This window comes from Sinorhizobium terangae (genome assembly GCF_009601505.1).
GTDB lineage: Bacteria > Pseudomonadota > Alphaproteobacteria > Rhizobiales > Rhizobiaceae > Sinorhizobium > Sinorhizobium terangae.
Genome location: NZ_WITC01000028.1, coordinates 23018 through 38719 on the forward strand (window position 1 = coordinate 23018; position 15702 = coordinate 38719).

At 61.6% G+C, this 15702-nt stretch carries 18 protein-coding genes; 9 read left to right on the forward strand and 9 right to left on the reverse strand.

Annotated elements, in window-relative coordinates; all coding sequences use genetic code 11:
• Window positions 1-92: 92 nt before the first annotated feature.
• Together phnD and phnC are read right to left on the reverse strand one after the other, a co-directional pair.
• A complete protein-coding gene (phnD, locus tag GHK62_RS05995) occupies window positions 93-998 on the reverse strand; it encodes a phosphonate ABC transporter substrate-binding protein (protein WP_153437412.1) in 906 nt (301 codons plus the stop codon).
• An 89-nt stretch (window positions 999-1087) separates the two neighbouring features.
• On the reverse strand, window positions 1088-1930 hold the full coding sequence (gene phnC / locus GHK62_RS06000; protein WP_153437413.1) for a phosphonate ABC transporter ATP-binding protein: 843 nt from the start codon (window positions 1928-1930) through the stop codon (window positions 1088-1090).
• A gap of 472 nt (window positions 1931-2402) precedes the next feature.
• On the opposite strand from phnC, the gene GHK62_RS06005 reads away from it, so the two are divergent.
• The 9 genes from GHK62_RS06005 to GHK62_RS06045 all read left to right on the forward strand — a co-directional run bounded on the left by GHK62_RS06005 (window position 2403) and on the right by GHK62_RS06045 (window position 9908).
• Complete coding sequence (locus GHK62_RS06005; RefSeq protein ID WP_167528164.1) at window positions 2403-2900, forward strand: DUF305 domain-containing protein; 498 nt, start codon at window positions 2403-2405, stop codon at window positions 2898-2900.
• Window positions 2901-3109: 209 nt separating this feature from the next.
• Window positions 3110-3493 carry a hypothetical protein gene (locus GHK62_RS06010; RefSeq protein WP_153437414.1) on the forward strand — a complete coding sequence of 128 codons (384 nt, stop codon included), beginning with the start codon at window positions 3110-3112 and terminating at the stop codon, window positions 3491-3493.
• 95 nt (window positions 3494-3588) lie between these two features.
• The gene (locus GHK62_RS06015) at window positions 3589-3816 is read left to right on the forward strand and encodes a hypothetical protein (RefSeq protein WP_153437415.1); all 228 of its coding nucleotides are present in this window, start codon (window positions 3589-3591) and stop codon (window positions 3814-3816) included.
• Window positions 3813-5276, forward strand: a complete 1464-nt coding sequence (locus GHK62_RS06020) for a TolC family protein (RefSeq protein ID WP_153437416.1) — start codon at window positions 3813-3815, stop codon at window positions 5274-5276. Before GHK62_RS06015 ends, GHK62_RS06020 begins: the two co-directional genes overlap by 4 nt.
• 14 nt (window positions 5277-5290) lie before the next feature.
• Window positions 5291-6640 carry a multicopper oxidase family protein gene (locus tag GHK62_RS06025; RefSeq protein ID WP_153437417.1) on the forward strand — a complete coding sequence of 450 codons (1350 nt, stop codon included), beginning with the start codon at window positions 5291-5293 and terminating at the stop codon, window positions 6638-6640.
• 39 nt (window positions 6641-6679) lie between these two features.
• Entirely contained in the window at window positions 6680-7159 is a 480-nt protein-coding gene (locus tag GHK62_RS06030) for a cupredoxin domain-containing protein (protein WP_153437418.1), read from the forward strand.
• 20 nt (window positions 7160-7179) lie between these two features.
• Window positions 7180-7464, forward strand: coding sequence for a copper-binding protein (locus tag GHK62_RS06035; RefSeq protein ID WP_153437419.1), 285 nt, complete (start codon window positions 7180-7182; stop codon window positions 7462-7464).
• A gap of 82 nt (window positions 7465-7546) precedes the next feature.
• Complete coding sequence (locus tag GHK62_RS06040; protein ID WP_153437420.1) at window positions 7547-8851, forward strand: adenylate/guanylate cyclase domain-containing protein; 1305 nt, start codon at window positions 7547-7549, stop codon at window positions 8849-8851.
• Window positions 8852-8978: 127 nt separating this feature from the next.
• Entirely contained in the window at window positions 8979-9908 is a 930-nt protein-coding gene (locus GHK62_RS06045) for a c-type cytochrome (protein WP_380787039.1), read from the forward strand.
• 2 nt (window positions 9909-9910) lie between these two features.
• Here GHK62_RS06045 and GHK62_RS06050 read toward each other — a convergent pair whose 3' ends face one another.
• The 7 genes from GHK62_RS06050 to GHK62_RS06080 are packed head-to-tail and all read right to left on the reverse strand — an operon-like array spanning window position 9911 to window position 15591.
• A complete protein-coding gene (locus GHK62_RS06050; protein WP_153437421.1) occupies window positions 9911-10324 on the reverse strand; it encodes a c-type cytochrome in 414 nt (137 codons plus the stop codon).
• Window positions 10299-11192 carry a cytochrome c oxidase assembly protein gene (locus GHK62_RS06055; protein ID WP_153437422.1) on the reverse strand — a complete coding sequence of 298 codons (894 nt, stop codon included), beginning with the start codon at window positions 11190-11192 and terminating at the stop codon, window positions 10299-10301. Before GHK62_RS06055 ends, GHK62_RS06050 begins: the two co-directional genes overlap by 26 nt.
• Complete coding sequence (locus GHK62_RS06060) at window positions 11180-11491, reverse strand: hypothetical protein (RefSeq protein WP_153437423.1); 312 nt, start codon at window positions 11489-11491, stop codon at window positions 11180-11182. Before GHK62_RS06060 ends, GHK62_RS06055 begins: the two co-directional genes overlap by 13 nt.
• Window positions 11488-12090, reverse strand: a complete 603-nt coding sequence (locus GHK62_RS06065; protein WP_153437424.1) for a cytochrome c oxidase subunit 3 — start codon at window positions 12088-12090, stop codon at window positions 11488-11490. The genes GHK62_RS06060 and GHK62_RS06065 overlap by 4 nt, the downstream gene beginning before the upstream one ends.
• Window positions 12087-13970, reverse strand: coding sequence for a cytochrome c oxidase subunit I (gene ctaD, locus GHK62_RS06070; RefSeq protein ID WP_234886789.1), 1884 nt, complete (start codon window positions 13968-13970; stop codon window positions 12087-12089). The genes GHK62_RS06065 and ctaD overlap by 4 nt, the downstream gene beginning before the upstream one ends.
• A 26-nt stretch (window positions 13971-13996) precedes the next feature.
• Window positions 13997-14983: a cytochrome c oxidase subunit II gene (gene coxB / locus GHK62_RS06075; protein ID WP_153437426.1), complete on the reverse strand. Its 987-nt coding sequence runs from the start codon at window positions 14981-14983 to the stop codon at window positions 13997-13999.
• Window positions 14980-15591 (reverse strand): c-type cytochrome, encoded by a 612-nt coding sequence (locus GHK62_RS06080; RefSeq protein WP_153437427.1) that lies wholly within the window; start codon window positions 15589-15591, stop codon window positions 14980-14982. The genes coxB and GHK62_RS06080 overlap by 4 nt, the downstream gene beginning before the upstream one ends.
• Between the last annotated feature and the right edge of the window lie 111 nt (window positions 15592-15702).

Here is a 15702-nt window from a genome sequence, read left to right on the forward strand (position 1 = left end):
AGCCGGCCTCTTGAGGTGGGTGCCTGTGGCAGTCCCGGACAATCAAATGCCGGCCGCTTGCGCGGCCGGCTGAATTATGAAGGGTTTGGCGATCAGCCGCCGATCGTTGCCTTGCGAGCGTCGATGATCGGCTTGTAGAAGTCGGCATTGACTTCGGTGTAGCCGATGAAATCACCGCCCTGGATAGCCGAGAAGCAGGCGGCATCGGTCTTCGGCAGGTCCATCATGAACTGCTTGAACTTCGCCTTCATGTCGTCGTTCATCGTGGTGCGCACGACGATCGGGCCGTTCGGGATCAACGGCGACTTCCAGAGTTCGACGAGGTCGTTCATGTCGACGATACCCTTGTCGGCCATCTTGCGCAGGTTGCCGGAGGTGTAGCCGTCCTTGAACTCGCCGATGCCCGAACCGAAGGTCGTGCCGGCATCGAAGGTGCCCTTGACGACTTCGAGAACGAGGTTCTCGTGACCGCCGCCGAAGCCGGTTTCACCGAAGAATTCCTTGACCGGCGCGCCGATCGCTTCCGGAAGTGTTACGAGCGGGATGAGGTAGCCGGAGGTCGAGTCCGGATCAGCGAAGCCGAGCTTCTTGCCCTTGAGGTCTTCGAGCTTGGTGATGCCGGAATCCTTGCGGGCAACCATGATCGAGTGGTAGCCGGTGGAGCCATCGGTCTGGACCGTCGTCAGGATCGGCTCGACGGCATCCGCCTTGGCGAGGTAGATCTTGGCATAGCCGGAAGCGCCGAGTTCTGCGTAATCGAGCGTACCGCCGAGCAGGCCCTGGATGACGCCGTCATAGTCGGCGGCCGGGAACAGCGAGACCTTTTCGACGCCGATTGCGGCCGGGAGCTTGTCGACCAGGCACTGGAAGTTGCGCAGGCGGTCGGCTTCGTTCTCGCCGCCAAGAATGCCGATGCGGAATTCCTTCAGATCTTCGGCCTCAGCGTGGCCGACGAGGGCGAGGAGCGCAACAGCGCCCAACAGAGCTTTCTTCAACATAAGGTTTGTCTCCCGTTTTCCGGCATTGCCGGATCGATATCGGTTGCAAAGAGGTGCCCTTCACGCGGGCTTTCGATCGTGGCGGGTCGTCACAGACCGGCCAATGCCAGCGGCTTGAGGCCAGCCGATGCGGTTTTTTCCTGCGGCAGTGCCGCGGGAATGTTGATGCTTGTCGAGGTCATCGATTCTTCGATCGTGGTGTCTGCACCGTAGATCTCGGCGACGGCTGCGGCGGTCAGGTCCTTCGGTTGTCCGTCGAAGACGACGCGCCCATGCGCCATGCCGATGATCCGCTCGCAACAGCTCCGCGCCGTGTCGAGCGTGTGCAGGTTGGTGATGACGGTGATACCGTCGCGCTCGTTGATGTCGCGCAGCGCGTCCATGACGATCTTGGCGTTGAGCGGGTCGAGCGAGGCGATCGGCTCATCGGCCAGGAGCACCCTCGGCTGCTGCATCAGGGCGCGGGCGATCGCGACGCGCTGCTGCTGGCCGCCGGAAAGCGTGCCGGCCGGCTGCAATGCCGTCTGCTCGATGCCGAGGCGTTCGAGCGCACCGATCGCCATGATCCGCTCTTCGCGCGTGAACATGTTGAGGACGCTGAGCGCGGTCGAGCGGTGGTTGAGGCGGCCGAGCAGGACGTTGGTCAAGACGTCGAGACGCGGCACGAGGTTGAACTGCTGGAAGATCATGGCGCAGTCGCGCTGCCAGTTGCGCAGCGCCGCGCCGCGGAGCGCGGAGACTTCCGTGCCTGCGAATTCGATCGAGCCGGACGAGAGGTCAACCAGACGGTTGATCATGCGCAGCAGCGTCGATTTGCCGGCACCGGAGCGGCCGATGATACCGACCATCTGGCCCTGGGGGATGTCGAAGGTAACCGAGCTGACGGCTGTTTTCGTGCCGAACCGGCGGGTTACATTCTTCAACTGAAACATTGGCAGCAGTTCCTTTTTAGGGGGACCGGTCATCGGTATGACACCTGCCATAGCGGCGCTTGATGAACGCCAAATGTCAGTTTCTTGTCGTTTCTGTAACAGTTCACAGTCGGAAGCAGGCGTGGCTCTTCAATGCAGTCTGAACCGATCCACAAGCCACCGCCGCCGGTCCGAGGCCGCGCCCCTCGTTCCAGATCACGAATGTTGGTTGGTGACGTTCAATGGGTGCCCCCGATCTGGACATGCTCGCCGCGCCAACGCCAAAGACTGTTCCCTGGCCGCACATATGGGATAGGCACCGGCAAGCAGCCGTATGGGGAGAGAGCCGTGCTCGAGATGCCCTGAGGCACGGTGGAAAGGCTCGCGTGGATACCGGCTTGCAAGCTCGGAAACTTGGTACCCTTTGATGGAACGAACGAGCGTTCCCCCGGTTGCTATCGTTGTCGAGGATGGCAGCAGGCGGAGGATCGCCATGAAAGATCAAGGCAAGCAGCCGATGCAGCACCATGACACGGCAGCCCACCATTACCTGATGTTCGCCGTCAACATGGTGGTCAGTCTGGTCGTCATGTACTTCGTGATGTTCTCCATGGTCGACGGGTGGACGGATTTCCGCAATAACCTCAACACGTTCTACATGGCGCTGACGATGGTCGCTCCGATGGGCATCATCATGCTGGCGACCATGGGCGGGATGCACAGGAACAGGGGCCTGAACGTCGGCCTTTATCTCGGCCTTATTGCCCTCTTCGTTGTGGCATTTGCGGGAACGCGCACGCAGGCTCTGATCGACGACCGTCAGTTCATCGCCTCCATGATCCCGCATCATTCGGGAGCGATCCTGATGTGTCGCGAAGCAAACCTCACGGACGAGGAACTGGTCGACCTGTGCAATCAAATCTCCCAAGGGCAGCGCAAGGAAATCGAGCAAATGAACGCGATCAGAGCGAGACTGGGCAAATCTGGCTGATCGACGCGCGGCGCCGGCACGACCAGCCAATCAACTCCGATCCGCTCGTTGGCCATTTTCCCGCTTGACCTTGCCATCGTTGGAACCCTTACACCGATAGTCAGCATCGCACCGATGGCTCGGCGGGCTCGCTGTGATGCCGTGTGACAGGCGCGAGCCATACGAACCGACAATTGACAACTTAGGGACCAATGTTAGTCCTGCTAGGCATGGGTATGTTTCGAATCACATTGCACAAGATGCTGGTTCTGATCCGCTTGGTGATTGTCGTGTCACTGGCGGGATACTCCGTGCCGACCGCCTCCGCCGCCATGCATGGGGCGTGGTCCGATCTCGAAATCTCCCAGTCCGACCACCAGCACCACGAAGTCGCGAGCGGCGACCGCGTGCACGGCGATCACGACCAGTCCTCCCCTGACGACGCCCATAAACTGGCGAAGACCGACTGCTGCCAAGGCTTCTGTATCAGCATGGCCATCGTGACCGACGCTGACGCGGTCGGCGGCCCGCGTGTCGCTACCATCCGCAAGTTCATCGACGATGCCCGGGCCATAGGCGAACTCCCGCAGCTGCACCGCCCTCCGAATATCTGAGTACGGCACACCCGTTCTCGCGGGTCGAATCCGTGCGTCTGTGAGCGCGTGATTTGCGCTTCAAGCGCCGTTGCAATTCCCATTCGGATATAACCATGAAACCCTTGCTTTTCGTGGTCGCACTGCCGCTGTTTGCCGGCGGATGCGCTGCCACATTGCCTCCCGACGTCATTGCTTCGGGCGATCTTGCCGCCTCCCAGGCCGAAGTCCGCCCCCTCGGATATACGAGCCCGGTCTCGGGCTACACCCACCGCGTGCCGGTCGATCCCAAACCGTGGCGCAACCAGAATGACGCGCAATCTCCGGAAGGAGACGCTTCATGATCAGAAACAACCTGAAACTTGCGGCAGTGCTCGGCCTTCCGCTGGTGCTCGGCGGCTGTGTGTCGGCCACCGAGTACGCAGCGAAGAATGCCGGATTCTCCTCCGTCGAGGGAAAGACGGTGGCGGCCACCGGTAAGCAGACCGTCTGGGTGCAAAACCAGGAGCAGGCCCGCGCCGTCTCCAACCGGGTGAAGACGCTGATGGCCAAGAAGACGATCGACGTCGAGACGGCGGTGCAGGTCGCGCTTCTGAACAACAAGGGGCTGCAGGCCGCCTATGCCGACCTCGGCGACTCCGCCGCAGACGCCTGGCAGTCGACCATGTTCGTCAACCCGACGGTCGCAATCGGCTTCAACGGCATAGGAGCGCCGGGGATCGAGGCGTTCAGGTCCGTAGAAGGCGTGATTGCCAACAACCTCCTGGCGCTCGCGACACGCGAACGCGACATTGCCATCGCCGACACCCGCTTCCGGCAGGCGCAGTTGAACGCGGCGTTGCGCACGCTGCAACTCGCCGGTGATACCCGTCGCGCCTGGATCAAAGCCGTCGCCGCCTGGGAAACGGTCGGCCAGCTCAACCAGGCGCAGGCAGCGGCCGACGCTGCCTCCGAGCTTGCCCAGAAGCTCGGCGAGACCGGGGCGATGACCAAGGGCTCACAGGCCCGCGAGCATGTCTTCTATGCCGAGCTCGCGGGGCAATCCGCCAAGGCGCGCCTGGAGGCCCGGCTTGCCAAGGAGGAACTGACGCGGCTGATGGGGCTCTGGGGTTCGGACATCGACTATCAGGTGCCAAACCGATTGCCGTCCCTGCCGAAGGGTCTCGTCAAGCGCGACCTGATCGAGGCGGAAGCGCTGCAGCGCCGCGTCGATCTCCAGATGGCGAAGCTCGATCTCGAAGCGACGGCCAAGTCCTACAAGCTGACCGAAGCGACCCGCTACGTCACCGACCTCGAACTCCTGACCGGCTTCGAGACCGAACGGGAGAAGGAGGACGGGGACGTTGAGACAGAGACGGCCGGCCAGGCCGAACTCGAGTTCGTCATCCCGATCTTCGACAGCGGCAAGGCCCGGATGCGCAAGGCGGAGCTCGCCTATATGCGGTCGGCGAACCTGCTTGCGGAAAAGGCCGTCAACGTCCGCTCGGAGGCGCGCTCCGCCTACCAGGCGTACCGCGCCAACTACGACATCGCCCGGCACTACCGCAACAGCGTCGTGCCGCTGCGCACCAAGATCGAGGAGGAATCCCTCCTCACCTACAACGCGATGATCACCAACACCTTCGAACTGCTCGCCGACAGCCGCGACAAGGTCAATTCGATCCTGCTCGCGGTCAATGCCAAGCGCGACTTCTGGCTGGCCGAGGCCAATCTTGCGCCGGCGATCTATGGCGGCGGCACAAGAGCGGCCTTCGGTGAAATGGAAGTCGCGGCGGCCGCTGAGAGCGGCGGTGGCGGTCACTGAGAAAGGAACAGACAATGTTCAACAGAAGACAATTGCTCGGCGCGGGCGCCGCGCTCGTTTCGACCGCCGCCTGGGCGAAGACCTCCAATATGGGGCTGCCCGAGGCGGCGGTGATGGAGACGGCGGAGACGCAAGTCCCGGTCAAGCCGACGTCCGGCCCCGACTACAACCCCGTCGTCACGCTCAACGGCTGGACGCTGCCGTATCGGATGAACAACGGCGTCAAGGAGTTCCATCTCGTCGCCGAACCGGTCGAGCGTGAAATGGCGGAAGGCATGACCGCCTATCTCTGGGGCTATAACGGCCAGTCGCCGGGTCCGACGATAGAGGCGGTCGAAGGCGACCAGGTTCGTATCTTCGTCACCAACAAGTTGCCGGAACATACGACGGTCCACTGGCACGGCATGATCCTGCCCTCCGGCATGGATGGCGTCGGCGGCCTCACGCAGCCGCATATCCCGGTCGGCAAGACCTTCGTCTACGAGTTCGACCTCGTGAAGTCCGGCACCTTCATGTACCACCCGCATTCCGATGAGATGGTGCAGATGGCGATGGGGATGATGGGCTTCTTCGTCGTGCATCCCAAGGACCCGAAGTTCATGCCAGTCGACCGCGACTTCGTCTTCCTTCTCAACGCCTACGACATCGATCCCGGCTCCTACGTGCCCCGCGTCATGGAGATGACCGACTTCAACATGTGGTGCTGGAACAGCCGCGTATTCCCGGACATCAGCCCGCTCGTCGTTTCCAAGAACGACCGGGTGCGCGTCAGGGTCGGCAATCTCACCATGACCAACCATCCGATCCACATGCACGGCTACGACTTCGAGGTCACTTGCACCGACGGCGGCTGGGTGCGGCCGGAGGCGCGCTGGCCGGAAGTCAGCATCGACATTCCAGTGGGCGCGATGCGCGCCTACGAGTTCGATGCCAGATACGTCGGCGATTGGGCGATCCATTGCCACAAGTCGCACCACGCGATGAACGCCATGGGGCACGACATCCCGACCTTCATCGGCGTCGACAAGAAGAAGGTCGCCGAGAAGATCAAGAAGCTCCAGCCGGAATACATGCCGATGGGCACCAAGGGCATGGCCGACATGGGCGAGATGGAAATGGAAATCCCCGAGAACACCGTGCCGATGATGACCGGCTGGGGGCCGCACGGACCCATCGAAATGGGCGGCATGTTCTCTGTCGTCAAGGTGCGCGATGGCATCTCGGCGGGCGATTACTCCGACCCCGGCTGGTACGAAAACCCACCCGGAACCCAGGCCTGGGAATGGACGGGCGAACTTCCCGACGCGACCAGGCCCACAGACGCAAAGACCCGGATCACGCCGAAGCATACGAATCATGGCTGATCCCGCATGCCGATCTTAAACCAACCCAAGGACCACACGATGAAAGCTGCAATCTTCGGACTTCTCGCCGTCGCGCTCACCACCCCGGCGCTCGCCTCCGGCGATCACGCCGGTGGCCACGGCGAAGCGATGGCCGTCGGCGAGCCGGGCAAGAAGGCCAACGCCACTCAGACGATCCGGGTGACGATGAAGGAGACCGACGACGGCGAGATGATCTTCACGCCCTCGACCTTCAAGGTCTACAGGGGCCAGACCATCGTCTTCGCGATCCAGAACCTTGGCGAACTCGACCACGAGTTCGTGCTCGACCAGGAGGACAGGATCATGGAGCACAGGGCCGCGATGGAGAAGTTCCCGGAGATGGAACATGACGATCCGAATGCGATCCGCCTCGCCGCCGGAGAGTCCGGCGAGGTCATCTGGAAATTCACCAACGGCGGCACGTTCAAGATCGCCTGCCTGGTCCCCGGTCACTACGACGCGGGCATGCATGGCGACGTCATTGTCGCCGGAAAATAATCATTCGAAAGGAGCCTGACATGAAAACGCTGATCAAACTCGCCCTCGCCTCCGCCCTCGCGCTCGGTACTGCCTCCGGCGCTCTCGCCGCCGAGTTCACCAAAGGTACCGTCAAGAAGGTCGACGCAAAGGCCAGGAAGGTCACCCTCATCCATGAGGAACTGAAGTCCCTCGACATGCCCGCGATGACGATGGTCTTTCGCGTTCAGGACGATGCCCTCCTGGAGAAGCTGAAGGAAGGCGCGAACATCGAGTTCGTCGCCGAGCGCGTAGACGGAAAGCTTACCGTTACGGAAGTCAAGTAAAAGCGAAAGGACGCGGCTGTAACTTGGTCGCGTCCTTTCATCCTCCGGGCGGACCGGGAAAACCCAGCCTACGCGTGTCGATATGACGTCTTCGCTTCATCCTGCATGGGACTTCGCAAGAGAAATCCGCTTGATCCTCCTGCGGTTCGTTGCCTTCGCTATCCTGCTCGCCAACCTCCTGCTTGCCGGCAACGAGGAGGGCGAAGGCGCGCGCCTTGTCGTAGTCGTCAGCTATTTCATCATCAGTGTCGCCGCGATCACGACCGCGCGATATATCCCCGGTCGCTCCCGGCTCAAGACGCTGTTTGTCGTTCTCGACGCCCTGCTGGTCGCACTGATCCTCTACGGGCACATCCTGACCGAACCGGTCGCCCGGAACCACAACCTGACGACGACGAGCCTGGTCGTCGCCTTCATCCTGCTCGTCCACGTCGGCCTGAAGCTCGACCGCCGTCTGGTGCTCGTGTTCTCGACCATCGTCCTTATCGCCTGGGTGTCCATGCTGGTGATCACGGCCGTCAGGCATCACAACACGGCCGATGCCGTGTCGCGGCTTGCATCGCTTCTCAATCAGGATCTTGGCCTGACCGTGAGCTTTGGATTCACCTCCTTTGCGATATACCTGTTTGCCCGGGATCACGACCGGACGCGCAAGGAGGCGCTGAAGGCGGATCAGCGGCGCCTCAATCTCTCGCGCTTCTTCTCGCCGCTCATCGTTTCGGAACTACAGGAGCGCGGCGAGGCTCTTGGCCTGGAGCGCCGGAACGCCGCCATCATGTTCGTCGATTTGCGCGACTTTACCAGCTTCGCCGAAACCGTGCCCGCCCGCGAGCTGGCGTCCGTGCTCGCGGAATATCGCCAGCTCGTTTCGCACACAATCTTCGGCTATGGCGGAACGGTCGACAAGTTCATCGGCGACGGCGTCATGGCGGTGTTCGGACAGCCGCGGCCCACGGAAGACGACGCGGACCGCGCGCTCGCATGTGCGCTCGAGTTGGTCGAGGCATTGAACGAGTGGAGGGACCACGGCGTCCGCAACGGCTATCGCGCACTCGATGCTGCGATTGGGCTGCATTTCGGCGCTGTCGTCGGCGGCGTCCTCGACAGCGGATGCCACAGCGAGTTCACAGTGATCGGCGACGCGGTGAACGTCGCGCAACGCCTTGAAACCCTGGCCAAATCGCTCGACTCCCCTCTTGTGGTCTCGTCGGAACTGCTGGCGCGGCTGCGAAAAACGGTTCCCTGCGCCATATGGTTTCCGAAGAACGGTGTTTCGCTGCCTGGGAGGCGGCTTCCTATCGATATCTGGTATCTGCGCCGGGAATCCGGTGTCGCGGGCACAAGTGATCCAGATTACGACACGGGACGCGTGCACACTGCCTTCTAGAGATCGTCTTTCCAGTCGGTCCCGGAAAGACCTCTGCATGCGCGCTGCAAAGCGGCGGAAACAGACGCCGGTGATGGGAACATAGCTGCCGTTCAGGGATTGGGTGGAAGCTCTCGGAGACTTGACGATGCGCGATACAATGTCGCTCGCGCAGGACTGGCCGTTGACTTTGGCGGCCGCAGCGACGCTGTTCATGGTCTGCGCATGCTGGTTCTTGACAATGCCGGTAGCCAGCTTCGAATCCACCGGATCGACCTTGACGGAGGGGAGTGCATCGCGTGGCGAGATCATCTTTGCTGCGGGAGGATGTGCCTCCTGTCACGCGACGCCGGGACAGCCGGACCCGCTGAAACTCGGCGGCGGCCTTGCCCTCGCATCGCCCTTCGGGACGTTCAGGGTGCCCAACATTTCGCCCGATCCCGTTGACGGCATAGGATCGTGGTCCGTCGCTGATCTGGCAAACGCGTTGATCAGTGGCGTCTCACCGGAGGGCAGGCACTACTACCCGGCGTTTCCCTACCCAAGTTACACCGGCATGCGGCCTGATGATGTCAGGGACCTCTATGCATACCTCCAGACGCTACCGCGCGTTTCGGGTCGGGCACCGCCGCACGACCTCTTCCTCTTTTTCCGCATCCGCCGCTTCGTCGGCTTCTGGAAGCTCCTGTTCTTTCGAGAAGGTAAGTCAGAGGCGATGCTAAACGAGGATCCCGTTCACGACAGGGGTGCCTATCTGGTCGAAGCGCTTGCTCATTGCGCCGACTGTCACTCGACGCGCAACATCTTCGGCGCGATAAGGCCGACCACTCGCTTTGCCGGCGGGCCGGATCTGGAGGGGACCGGTTTCGTGCCCAACATAACGCCAGCGCGGATCGGCGGCTGGTCCGAGGGGGAGCTCGCCGAAATGTTGAAGAGCGGCAGGACGCCCAATCATGGGAGAGTGGGATCGTCGATGCGCGATGTCGTCGCCAACACATCGCAACTGCCCGAAAGCGATCGTATAGCTATCGCCAGGTACATCAAATCACTGCCAGCTCGCCCAACGCCGCATCCTTGAGGTCACTGCGCGTATAGATAGGCCGCGAGATGCCTCGCCTCCGGCTCGGTGATCCCCGTAGCGGGCATGGCGGAATGCTGTGAAAAACGCTGCGGCGAGACGATCCAGTTTACGAGATTTTCCGACGTGTTTTCGACAACGCCGGCAAGATAGACGCGCTCGCGCAGATCGACGAGGGGGCCGCCAACCTTACCATCGGCGCCGGCAACGCCTGGAATGACGTGGCATCCACCGCAGCCATATTTTCGAAAGATGGGAGGTGCTTGCGATGGATCGCCCTGGGTCATAGCCATCGCCACGGAACGCCGCTGCTGCCTCTCCTTCAAGACATTGGCGCCAACCATGACCAGAGACATCGCAACGACAATACTTGTCAGTAGGAGCGAAGCTTTACGGCGAGTGGAAGCGGCCTGCATGGAGCTCTCCTCTACTCGACTTTGCGATCCATAGGGCCAACAGCGCCAGCGCCGCGCCGCCATAAATGATGCCTCCCGGCACCCACATCAACATGCCGGCGAGCTGCTGATCCTCAAGCTGCGTCAGACCCCAATCCGGCGCCGTCTGTGTTTGGACCGGATAGACCACACGTGGCGCAAGCGCGACAAGGGCGCCCAGCGCGCTGGTGTGAAGCATGGTGAGGAAAAGATGCCAGGCAGCAGCGCCTCGGTCGCTCCGCCACAGCATCGACCACCAGAACAGCAGCGCCGTCATGAAGAAACTGAGATGTTGCATCCGGTGAACGGTGATATCGGTCAGTGTTGCATCGAACAGCAGGGGCGCATGCCAAACCCAGATTGCGGCCCCATGCAGCAGGGTGGCGACCGTTGCGCGGGTGAGCCAACCCCATGCGATCTGGACAAATTTCTCCTTCATCCCTCGCCGGATCAGGCGCCGGATTTTTCTTGGCAGCCCCCAAAGCAGCACGCCCACCGGCCGCGAGAGAACGAGGAGAGGTGCAGACACCGCCATGACGAGTTCATGTTCGATCATGTGCACGGCGAAAAGGTGCTCCCCAAGGAAATGCAGAGGCGATACCAACGCCGCCGCAAGCACCAGCCATCCAGCCCACCAGATCAAGGCGGACCTTCCAGTTACGCCGTGGCTGGTGCGTGAGCGCATCCACAGCCGAAAGGAACCAATTGCATAGAGCAGTCCCACGATGGCGATCGGCGTTACAACCCATGGATCGAAGCTCCAGACGAGCACGGAGGCATGCGGCTCAGCTTCGTGGGCGGCAGCTGGCCCCGCCAGTAGGGACAACACCAGTGCTGCTACCGTAGGCATGGGTCGAGCAGCATGGCGGCGGCTGCCTGCAAGAGAAGGGCAAAGGCGAAGGCGAGACCGGCAAGGACATTCAGCTTGGCGATGAACAGAATTGCTCGAGGTTCGCTTGGCCCAAAACGGGCATGCGAGACGAGGGTTCCGGCGAGTGCCACGGCCACAGCAACGAACGAGGCGACAGTCGACCAGGAGACGCCGGCGCCACAATCGGCGTAAGGCAGGATTTGACCGAGCTGGGTATTGATTGCCCACGCGCCACACGCGAGGAGCAATCCGGCGTATTTGGCGATCCCAGTGCTCATAGCCGAGGCACCCAATAGAGACAGACGTAGAGGGGAAGCCACGTGACGATCACGAAGTTCCAATAGAGGCAATTATCCTCGACGTCGCCGTAGCGGCGCGTGTTGTCGCCGTATCGGGTGAACATCAGGCAGGTGAGAACAAGCGTATCGATGAGGTCTGTGATGACGTGTGCGGTATGCAGTCCCAGCAATGTCCACACGATCGAGCCATAGGCATTTTCATCCCAGCTGACATGCATGGCAGGAAATTCGAAGATGCGGGGTGCGAGCGGCGCCGCCTCGAGGAGCGTCATCACGATCAGCCCGATACGGACCTTCGCCAGTGCCCTCGCCGTCGCCCAGCGGGAAACGAGGATATTCGGGACGATGCTTGCCAGGAGGAGGAGCGTGAGCATGGTTCCGGGGAAAAGATCGGGCGGCGGCGCATCGATCGGCCAGTTCGGGGCGAGGCTCAGCAAGTAGAAGTAGATTGCGATCGCCAGGGCGAAACCGCTGCCCTCGATGAGCATGAAGGCACAGGTTCCCCACCAGGTGGGACTGGCGGTGCTCAGCCCATGCAGGGGCAGTTTCGATACGTCCAGCACCGCCCTCTCTTTCATGATATGTCCTCCGCTGTGCCCTTTGGCCAGAACCAGCCGATCAGGCACACCGCAATCGGGATCGACCCCCAGACGACCGCCCACGGCGTGAAAATCGAGCCGATCAGCATGATCGAAGTGGCGATCGCCGCCCAGAACGGCCAGATGGAGTCGCGCGGCGACGATTCCCGCGCTTCCGGCAAGGCTTCAACCACGCTGCTCACAATGAGTTCCCGGCGATCGACCCGTAGCCCTGCCGTCACAGCGAGTTCCTCGGGATGCATCCAAAGAGGATCAGAGGCATCGACAACGGGGATCCTGCGAAAATTATAGGCCGGAGGCGGTGACGAGGTCGCCCACTCCAGCGTCGCTGCCTTCCAGGGATTTGGTCCGGCCTGTGGGCCTGATCGCCAGGCGCGCACAACATCGATGACGAAGACGAGAAAGCCGGAAACCAGGAGCAGCGCGCTCAGGCTGATGAAAAGGTTCAATCCTCCCCAGGGTAGGTCCGGCTGGTAGGTGTAGACCCGACGCGGCATACCAAGAAGACCGAGAATGTGCATCGGGAAGAATGTCAGGTTGAAACCCACGAAAATCAGGCCGAACGCCCATCGTCCGAGCCGCTCGCTCATCATTCGACCGGTCATTTTTGGAAACCAGTAATAGATCGCCCCGAGCAACGGAAAGACCGCGCCACCGACGAGCACATAGTGGAAGTGCGCAACCACGAAATATGTATCATGAACCTGTGTGTCGAATGGCACGGATGCGACCATGACTCCGGTCAGGCCACCGATCACGAAGGTGACGATGAAGCCGATCACGAACAGCAGCGGTGTCGCAAATACTGGCCGACCGAGCCACAGCGTCGCCAACCAGCAGAAAATCTGGATTCCCGCCGGCACTGCGATCGCCATGCTCGACGCCGTGAAGAAACTCTCGCCTAGTCGCGGCAGGCCAACGACGAACATGTGATGTACCCAAAGACCGAAGGCCAGGATACCTGTGGCGATGAAAGCCATCACGAGAGGCAGATAGCCGAATATGGCCCGACGGGAAAAAGTGGCGACGATCGTCGAAACCATACCCGCGGCCGGAAGAAATATGATGTAGACCTCGGGATGGCCGAAAAACCAGAACACGTGCTGCCAGAGCAAGGCGTCGCCGCCGGCGGCCGGATTGTAGAACTGCGTTTCCACCAGGCGATCGAGGATGAGTGTTGAACTAGCAAACATGATCGCCGGCATCGCCATGATGACGATGAACGCCATGACGAGCATGGACCAGACCAGCAGGGGTATGCGGTCGAGCGACATGCCGGGCGCGCGCTGCTTGAACACCGTGACGACGATTTCCACAGCAACCGCAAGCGCCGACAGCTCGGTGAAAGTGATCATCTGCGCCCAAATGTCGGCGCGCTTTCCGGAACCATATTCCGGGCCGGAAAGCGGCACATAGGCGAACCAGCCGACGTCTGGCGCGGCATCGAGAGCGAAGGAAATCCAAAGGAGCAGACCGCCAGCCAATATGATCCAGTAGGAAAAGGCATTCAGCCGAGGAAAAGCGATGTTGCGGGTGCCGACCATGAGCGGCACGAGGTAGATGGCCATCGCCTCCATCACCGGGACTGCGAACAGGAACATCATGGTGCTCCCGTGCATGGTGAAGATCTGGTTGTATCGGTCAGGGTCGAGAATACGCGCTTCCGGCCGTGCCAGCTGAATGCGCATCGCGACCGCCAGCAGCCCTCCCAGGATGAGGAAGATGAATGCGGTGACTATGTAACGCCGAGCGATGATCTTGTGGTCCACCGTCGCAAGGGCATTCCAAATCCCGCGCGGTGTTTCCCAGCTCTGCCGCAGATGCCGCTCGAGCTCGGCGTCGTCCAATCCGTCGTCCATCAACGGAGATTGCTTCCGGTCCTCACTCATTCGAGGCCCTCCATATAAGCGGCAAGCTGTCGTAGCTCGTCGCTTGAAAGGGGAACCAGCGGCATATTGTTTCCGGGCTTCAACGTCTGGGGATCGGCGATCCAGGCGGCAAGCGAACCGCGGGTGTTTTCGAGCAGTCCTGCTGCAATGGTGCGGCGGCTGCCGACATGGCTAAGGTCAGGCCCGGTCGTGCCCGAAGCCCTCGTGCCGCGTATCGTATGGCATGCGGCGCATTGCTTGGCCATGAATACGGCTTTGCCTGCAACGGCCTCCGTCTCCCTTGGTTCCGCACCGGGTCCGCGTTGTCTCTCGGCCCAGCGCTCGTAATCCGCCTGCGCTTCCGCGATTACGAAGAGTGCCATGTGGCTATGCTGCAGACCGCAAAACTCCGCGCACTGGCCGCGATAGATGCCTGGTCTTTCTGCCCGCAGCGTCAGCGTGTTTTCGCGACCGGGGATAAGGTCCTGCTTGCCGGCAAGGCTCGGCACCCAAAAGGAATGAATGACGTCGCTGCTCTTGAGCCGCAGCCGCACGGCTTTCCCGACCGGGACGTGGATCTCGTTGGCCGTCACGAAGCCGCCCGCGGAGTCTGAACCGACATAAGTGAATTGCCACCACCATTGCTGGGCCGTGACGTCGATCGTCAGCTCCGGGGTCGTAGCCTCGGAGAGCGCGCGGGTCGTATAGAAGCTCGCGATCGTCAAACCGGCTATGACGAGCACTGTTGCGCCGACCGCGCCGGAAACGGCGACGGCTGCTTTGCGCTCGGAAATTGCGCCACTGTCTCGATCGCGCCGACGCGCAAGCGCTAAGACCAAAGCGATCATGACCAGCAACCACACGGCAGCGCAGACGAAGATTACCCCAACTATCAAGGCCTTGAGCTCAATCGCCGCGTGGCCTTCAGCATTCAGGGCCGACTGGGCGCCGCTACATCCCGAAGCCAGTGACGCGAGCAGGAGGAGAGTCGAGGTCCTTTTCAAGATGGCGGCCCTTGCTCGGAACGGGGCAGCACCGGGCGGTCTTCATTGAAGAGAATGGCGGCCGGCGCCCGGTTTTCCGCCGGTCGGGTGTGCTTGTCGTCGTTCCGGCTCGGTGCGGTCAGCGAAGCCGAATAGGCGCCGATCGTCTTGACATAGCCGGCAAGCTGCCAGATCTGGTCTGTCGTCATCCTGCTGCGGAAGGCCGGCATTCCCCGCGGACGTCCGTCTCGAATGGAGGACGCTATCGCGACCAGCGAGGGTCCGTATAACCACCATCCATCGAGCAAAGACGGCCCCGCCCCACCTCGACCGTCGCCGTGGCAGGAAGGGCATCCGAACCAGGAATACAGCCGCTTGCCCTGGCTTAGGTCATAGGCACTCGTTTCATAGGGCTTGTCGAGCGCGAAATAGATTTCGGGAGGCGCACCACCGATGCCAGCAGGCATCAGGCGCAACTGGTTGAGAGCGGCTGCGACCGGAGGGTCTGTCCGATATTGCCGCGGCTGACGTTCCAAGCCGATAAGAGCAGCGAGACCAACAAGCGACAAAATGCACAAGATAGTGGCCAACCGCTGCGCGACGCTACCATTAAGAACCTTCCCTGGCATCATTGAAGCTCCAGAGCACTGCCCCTGATCAACGGTACCTCAATGGGCCGGCCGAAGTATGCCGGCAAGCTGTGAGAAGGGCGTTCTCGCTCCGGCATCGATGGCCCGGCC

Bases quoted from the DNA above. Each gene is read 5' to 3' on its own strand.
- phnD (WP_153437412.1), bottom strand. From the start codon at position 998: ATGTTGAAGAAAGCTCTGTTGGGCGCTGTTGCGCTCCTCGCCCTCGTC.
- phnC (WP_153437413.1), bottom strand. From the start codon at position 1,930: ATGTTTCAGTTGAAGAATGTAACCCGCCGGTTCGGCACGAAAACAGCC.
- GHK62_RS06005 (WP_167528164.1), top strand. From the start codon at position 2,403: ATGAAAGATCAAGGCAAGCAGCCGATGCAGCACCATGACACGGCAGCC.
- GHK62_RS06010 (WP_153437414.1), top strand. From the start codon at position 3,110: ATGGGTATGTTTCGAATCACATTGCACAAGATGCTGGTTCTGATCCGC.
- GHK62_RS06015 (WP_153437415.1), top strand. From the start codon at position 3,589: ATGAAACCCTTGCTTTTCGTGGTCGCACTGCCGCTGTTTGCCGGCGGA.
- GHK62_RS06020 (WP_153437416.1), top strand. From the start codon at position 3,813: ATGATCAGAAACAACCTGAAACTTGCGGCAGTGCTCGGCCTTCCGCTG.
- GHK62_RS06025 (WP_153437417.1), top strand. From the start codon at position 5,291: ATGTTCAACAGAAGACAATTGCTCGGCGCGGGCGCCGCGCTCGTTTCG.
- GHK62_RS06030 (WP_153437418.1), top strand. From the start codon at position 6,680: ATGAAAGCTGCAATCTTCGGACTTCTCGCCGTCGCGCTCACCACCCCG.
- GHK62_RS06035 (WP_153437419.1), top strand. From the start codon at position 7,180: ATGAAAACGCTGATCAAACTCGCCCTCGCCTCCGCCCTCGCGCTCGGT.
- GHK62_RS06040 (WP_153437420.1), top strand. From the start codon at position 7,547: ATGACGTCTTCGCTTCATCCTGCATGGGACTTCGCAAGAGAAATCCGC.
- GHK62_RS06045 (WP_380787039.1), top strand. From the start codon at position 8,979: ATGCGCGATACAATGTCGCTCGCGCAGGACTGGCCGTTGACTTTGGCG.
- GHK62_RS06050 (WP_153437421.1), bottom strand. From the start codon at position 10,324: ATGCAGGCCGCTTCCACTCGCCGTAAAGCTTCGCTCCTACTGACAAGT.
- GHK62_RS06055 (WP_153437422.1), bottom strand. From the start codon at position 11,192: ATGCCTACGGTAGCAGCACTGGTGTTGTCCCTACTGGCGGGGCCAGCT.
- GHK62_RS06060 (WP_153437423.1), bottom strand. From the start codon at position 11,491: ATGAGCACTGGGATCGCCAAATACGCCGGATTGCTCCTCGCGTGTGGC.
- GHK62_RS06065 (WP_153437424.1), bottom strand. From the start codon at position 12,090: ATGAAAGAGAGGGCGGTGCTGGACGTATCGAAACTGCCCCTGCATGGG.
- ctaD (WP_234886789.1), bottom strand. From the start codon at position 13,970: ATGGACGACGGATTGGACGACGCCGAGCTCGAGCGGCATCTGCGGCAG.
- GHK62_RS06080 (WP_153437427.1), bottom strand. From the start codon at position 15,591: ATGCCAGGGAAGGTTCTTAATGGTAGCGTCGCGCAGCGGTTGGCCACT.